The 5,300-nt window shown below is 62.5% G+C and carries 5 protein-coding genes; 1 reads left to right on the top strand and 4 read right to left on the bottom strand.

Translation table 11 applies throughout. The features are described 5' to 3' along the window. From ISS20_RS23470 to scpA, 3 genes are all read right to left on the bottom strand, one after another. Positions 1-1,041 (bottom strand): acyl-CoA carboxylase subunit beta (locus ISS20_RS23470; RefSeq protein WP_291440043.1); only part of this gene is annotated, 1,041 nt, incomplete at its 3' end. A 42-nt stretch (positions 1,042-1,083) separates the two neighbouring features. Continuing rightward, positions 1,084-2,112 carry a methylmalonyl Co-A mutase-associated GTPase MeaB gene (gene meaB / locus ISS20_RS23465; protein WP_291440042.1) on the bottom strand — a complete coding sequence of 343 codons (1,029 nt, stop codon included), beginning with the start codon at positions 2,110-2,112 and terminating at the stop codon, positions 1,084-1,086. After that, complete coding sequence (gene scpA / locus ISS20_RS23460; RefSeq protein WP_291440040.1) at positions 2,109-4,277, bottom strand: methylmalonyl-CoA mutase; 2,169 nt, start codon at positions 4,275-4,277, stop codon at positions 2,109-2,111. Before scpA ends, meaB begins: the two co-directional genes overlap by 4 nt. 143 nt (positions 4,278-4,420) lie before the next feature. Here scpA and ISS20_RS23455 point away from each other — a divergent pair, with 143 nt between their 5' ends. After that, on the top strand, positions 4,421-5,062 hold the full coding sequence (locus ISS20_RS23455) for a GntR family transcriptional regulator (protein ID WP_291440038.1): 642 nt from the start codon (positions 4,421-4,423) through the stop codon (positions 5,060-5,062). Between the two features lie 17 nt (positions 5,063-5,079). On the opposite strand, the gene ISS20_RS23450 is transcribed toward ISS20_RS23455, so the two are convergent. Beyond that, positions 5,080-5,300: SEL1-like repeat protein (locus ISS20_RS23450; RefSeq protein WP_291440036.1), on the bottom strand; the 221-nt coding region annotated here is incomplete at its 5' end.

Here is a 5,300-nt window from a genome sequence, read left to right as displayed (position 1 = left end):
AAAGCGCACAAAACGCGCGGCCTTGATGGAACTCTTGATGTCCAGGCAGCCCGCCAGCACCAGCGGCTGGTTGGCCACGATGCCCACGGTCTGGCCTTCCATGCGGGCAAAGCCGATGATGATGTTCTTGGCGTACTCGGGCTGCAGCTCGAAGAAGTCCCCGTCGTCCACCGTCTTGAGGATCAGCTCCTTCATGTCGTAGGGCTTGTTGGGGTTCTCGGGCACCAAGGTGTCCAGGCTCAGGTCCATGCGGTCGGCCGGGTCGTTGCTGGGGCGCACCGGGGCTTTTTCGCGGTTGTTGAGCGGCAGGTAGTTGTACAGGCGGCGCAGCATCATCAGCGCCTCCACGTCGTTCTCAAACGCCATATCGGCCACACCGCTCTTGGTGGTGTGCGTCACGGCGCCGCCCAGTTCCTCGGCCGTCACTTCTTCATGCGTCACGGTCTTCACGACTTCCGGGCCGGTCACGAACATGTACGAGCTGTCCTTGACCATGAAGATGAAGTCCGTCATGGCGGGCGAGTACACGGCGCCACCGGCGCTCGGGCCCATGATCATGCTGATCTGCGGAATCACGCCGCTGGCGAGCACGTTCTTTTGGAACACGTCGGCATAGCCGCCCAGGGACGCCACGCCTTCCTGGATGCGCGCACCGCCCGAGTCGTTGAGGCCAATGACCGGCGCGCCGACCTTCATGGCCTGGTCCATCACCTTGCAGATCTTCTCGGCATGCGTTTCAGACAGCGCACCACCAAACACCGTGAAGTCCTGGCTGAACACGAACACCAGGCGGCCGTTGATCATGCCGTAGCCCGTCACCACGCCGTCGCCGGGGATCTTGTTGTCCTCCATGCCAAAGTCGGTGCAGCGGTGCTCGACGAACATGTCCCATTCCTCGAACGTGCCGTCGTCCAGCAGCAGCTCGATGCGCTCGCGCGCGGTGAGCTTGCCTTTGGCGTGCTGCGCATCAATGCGCTTTTGCCCGCCGCCCAGGCGTGCCAGCGCACGCTTTTTCTCCAGTTGATCCAGGATGTCTTGCATGGTCGTCCTTTGGTGAAATGGCTTATTGCTTGGAAATGCTATTTATTTGATAGCTGCTTGCGCTTGATGTGATTGCGCTAGCAGCAGATTTCTTGCTGCAGTCGATGCGGCAATGCGCCCTGCGGCCACATCGGCCTGCATCTGGGGCAGCAGCTCTTTGACCTCTGGATGCTGGCGAAACGCGAGCTTGAGGCCCGCGTCGATACGCTCCCACATCCACGACAGCGCCTGCTTTTCGCGCCGTGTACTGATGCGGCCATTGGCCGTCTGCAACTGGCGAAACTGCGTGACCGCCGCCCAGAAGGCATCGACGCCCTGCCCGAGTAGCGCGCTGATCTGCACGACCTTGGGGTGCCACAGCGTTTCGTCGTGGTGGGCGTTCTCGGGGTTGCCGTGCTGACTGAGTAGGCGCAGGCTCGACGTGATCTGCGCCTCGGCCCGTGTGGCGGCGTTTTTGTCGATGTCGGCCTTGTTGATGACCACCAGGTCGGCAATCTCCATCACGCCCTTCTTGATGGCCTGCAGGTCGTCGCCCGCGTTGGGCAGCTGCATCAGCACAAACATGTCCGTCATGCCCGCCACCGCAATCTCGCTCTGGCCCACGCCCACAGTCTCGACAATCACCACGTCGTAGCCTGCGGCCTCGCAGACCAGCATGGCCTCGCGCGTCTTCTCGGCCACGCCGCCCAGCGTACCGCTCGACGGGCTGGGGCGGATGTAGGCCTTTTCATGCACCGACAGGTGTTCCATGCGCGTCTTGTCGCCCAGGATGGAACCGCCCGAGACGGTGCTGGACGGGTCGATGGTGAGCACGGCCACGCGGTGGCCTTGGCCGATCAGGTACAGGCCCAGGGCTTCGATGAAGGTGGACTTGCCCACGCCGGGCACGCCGCTGATGCCGAGGCGGAAGGCCTTGCCGGTGTGCGGGAGCAGCTGGGTCAGCAGCTCGTCGGCCTGGGCGCGGTGGTCGGCCCGGGTGGATTCGAGCAGCGTGATGGCTTTGGACATGGCCCTGCGTTGCACCGCCGTCGTGCCCTGCACCACCCCGTCAAGAAGCGCCGCAGGGGTCACGCCACCGCCTTGCGAATCTGCTCCAGCACATCCTTGGCGCTGGCGGGAATGGGTGTGCCGGGGCCATACACACCCTTGACGCCCGACTCATACAAGAAGTCGTAGTCCTGCGCAGGGATCACCCCACCCACAAACACAATGATGTCGTCCGCACCCTGGTCCTTCAGCGACTGGATGATGGCGGGCACCAGTGTCTTGTGGCCTGCAGCCAGCGTGCTCACGCCCACGGCGTGCACGTCGTTTTCAATCGCCTGGCGCGCGCATTCCTCGGGCGTCTGGAACAGCGGGCCCATGTCCACATCAAAGCCCAGGTCGGCAAAGGCGGTGGCCACCACCTTGGCGCCCCGGTCGTGTCCGTCCTGCCCCAGCTTGGCGATCATCACGCGGGGGCGGCGGCCTTGTTCTTCAGCAAAGGTGTTGATTTCGGTCTTGAGTTTGTCCCAGCCTTCGGCCGAGTCGTAGGCGGCTGCGTACACACCGGTCACCTTTTGCGTATCGGCGCGGTGGCGCCCAAAAACCTTCTCCAGCGCATCGCTGACCTCGCCCACCGTGGCACGCAGACGTACGGCCTGGATGGACAAGTCGAGCAGGTTGCCCTCGCCACTTTCTGCGGCGGCGGTCAGCGCATCCAGCGCTGCCTGCACCTTGGCGGCATCGCGCGTTGCGCGGATCTTTTGCAGGCGGGCGATCTGTCCGTCGCGCACCTTCATGTTGTCGATCTGCAGGATATCGACCGGGTCTTCCTTGGCCAGCTTGTACTTGTTGACGCCCACGATCACGTCCTTGCCGCTGTCGATGCGCGCCTGCTTCTCGGCCGCAGCAGCTTCGATCTTGAGCTTGGCCCAGCCGCTGTCCACAGCCTGGGTCATGCCGCCCATGGCTTCGACCTCTTCGATGATCTTCCAGGCGGCATCGGCCATGTCCTGGGTCAGCTTTTCCATCATGTAGCTGCCGGCCCAGGGGTCGATCACGTTGGTGATGTGGGTCTCTTCCTGGATGATGAGCTGGGTGTTGCGCGCAATGCGGGCGCTGAACTCGGTGGGCAGCGCAATGGCTTCGTCAAAGCTGTTAGTGTGCAGGCTTTGGGTGCCGCCAAACACGGCGGCCATGGCCTCGATGGTGGTGCGCACCACGTTGTTGTAGGGGTCTTGCTCGGTCAGGCTCCAGCCGCTGGTCTGGCAGTGCGTGCGCAGCATGAGGCTCTTGGGGTTCTTGGCGCCCGTGGCCTTCATGATGCGGCACCACAGCAGGCGCGCGGCGCGCAGCTTGGCCACTTCGAGGTAGAAGTTCATGCCAATCGCCCAGAAGAACGACAGGCGCCCGGCGAACTCGTCCACGTCCATGCCCTTGGCGATGGCGGTCTTCACATACTCCTTGCCGTCGGCCAGGGTGAAGGCCAGCTCCAGTGCCTGGTTGGCCCCGGCTTCCTGCATGTGGTAGCCGCTGATCGAGATCGAGTTGAACTTCGGCATGTTCTTGGCCGTGTACTCGATGATGTCGCCAATGATCTTCATCGACGGTTTGGGCGGGTAAATGTAGGTGTTGCGCACCATGAACTCTTTCAGAATGTCGTTCTGAATGGTTCCGCTGAGCTTGTCTTGAGAGACGCCCTGCTCTTCCGCCGCCACCACGTAGCCCGCCAGCACGGGCAGCACGGCGCCATTCATGGTCATGGATACGCTGACCTTGTCGAGCGGGATCTGGTCGAACAATATCTTCATGTCCTCGACCGAATCGATCGCCACACCGGCCTTGCCCACGTCGCCCGTCACACGGGGGTGGTCGCTGTCGTAACCCCGGTGGGTTGCCAGGTCAAAGGCCACCGACACGCCCTGCCCGCCCGCAGCCAGAGCCTTGCGGTAGAAGGCATTGGATTCTTCAGCGGTCGAGAAACCGGCGTACTGGCGGATCGTCCAGGGGCGCACCGCATACATGGTGGCCTGCGGGCCGCGCAGGTAGGGCTCAAAACCGGGCAGCGTGTTGGCGTACGGCAGGCTGGCAGTGTCTTCAGCGGTGTACAGCGGCTTGACGGTGATGCCATCGGGCGTGACCCAGTTGAGGGCGCTGACATCGCCCCCCGGCGCTGACTTGGCTGCGGCCTTGTCCCAGGCTTCCAGCGAAGACGCGGCGAACTCTGGGGCGTTGTTGGTGGGGTTGTCACTCATGGCAAAAGCTACTCCGAAGATGGCGTTGGGGCGTCCAACACGGCGCACAGGCGGTGACCGCTCAGGTGCTGTGGTGTGGTTGCGAGTTTACATCATTCATAATTATTGATTCAAAATATTCCGTGCAGCTTACAATCTGCCCCATGTCTGCCCTCACCCTCACTCCCCGCGCGCTCTATGAAGAAGTGGCCGAGCAATTGCGCCAGCGCATCTTCCGGCGCGAACTGGAGCCGGGCAGCTGGATTGACGAACTCAAGATTGCCGAGGAATTCGGCATCAGCCGCACGCCCCTGCGCGAGGCGCTGAAGGTGCTGGCCGCTGAAGGCCTGGTCACGATGAAGGTGCGCCGTGGCGCCTATGTGACCGAAATGAGCGAAAAAGACCTGCGCGACGTGTATCACCTGCTCAGCCTGCTGGAGAGCGACGCCGCAGGCGTGGTGGCCGAACACGCCACCGAAGCGCAGCTGCAAATGCTGCAAGACCTGCACGCCGAGCTGGAAACCGCTGTGGCTGATCGTGAGAAATTCTTCGCCATCAACGAACGCTTTCACATGCTGCTGCTGGAGTTGGCCGACAACCGCTGGCGCAGCCAGATGGTGGCCGACCTGCGCAAGGTGATGAAGCTCAACCGCCATAACTCCTTGTTCAAACAAGGGCGTATTGAAGATTCCTTGAGCGAACACCGCGCCATCCTCGCCGCGATGGTGGCGCGCGATGGCAAGGCCACCATGCGCGCCATGCAGGCGCACTTTGCACAGGGGCTGGAGGCCGCCACCCCCGACTAAGAAAAATCCCGGGGCGTTTAGTTTCGCGCAGTAACCAACGCCCATTGGGCGCAGGCCTCGGGCCCCACTACTAGCGGGTGTTCTGCACAAAGAAGTGCTATTCGCTCCTTGAGCTGCTCAAGGGTGGCTGGGTCTTTGGCGGCCCGTTTCAACCAGTGAATACCGTCTTCCCGGTCTCGCTCGACACCAATTCCGAAGATTCGCATTAAGCCATAATCCAGCTGGGCCTTGCGGTGGT

This window comes from Acidovorax sp., assembly GCF_016783915.1.
Taxonomy (GTDB): domain Bacteria; phylum Pseudomonadota; class Gammaproteobacteria; order Burkholderiales; family Burkholderiaceae_C; genus Acidovorax.
The sequence above is the reverse complement of the archived record's forward strand: the minus strand, read 5'-3'. Positions and strand labels throughout refer to the sequence as shown.

Excerpts from the sequence above, each read along its gene's own strand:
- ISS20_RS23455 (WP_291440038.1), top strand. The coding sequence starts at position 4,421 with ATGTCTGCCCTCACCCTCACTCCCCGCGCGCTCTATGAAGAAGTGGCC.
- scpA (WP_291440040.1), bottom strand. The coding sequence starts at position 4,277 with ATGAGTGACAACCCCACCAACAACGCCCCAGAGTTCGCCGCGTCTTCG.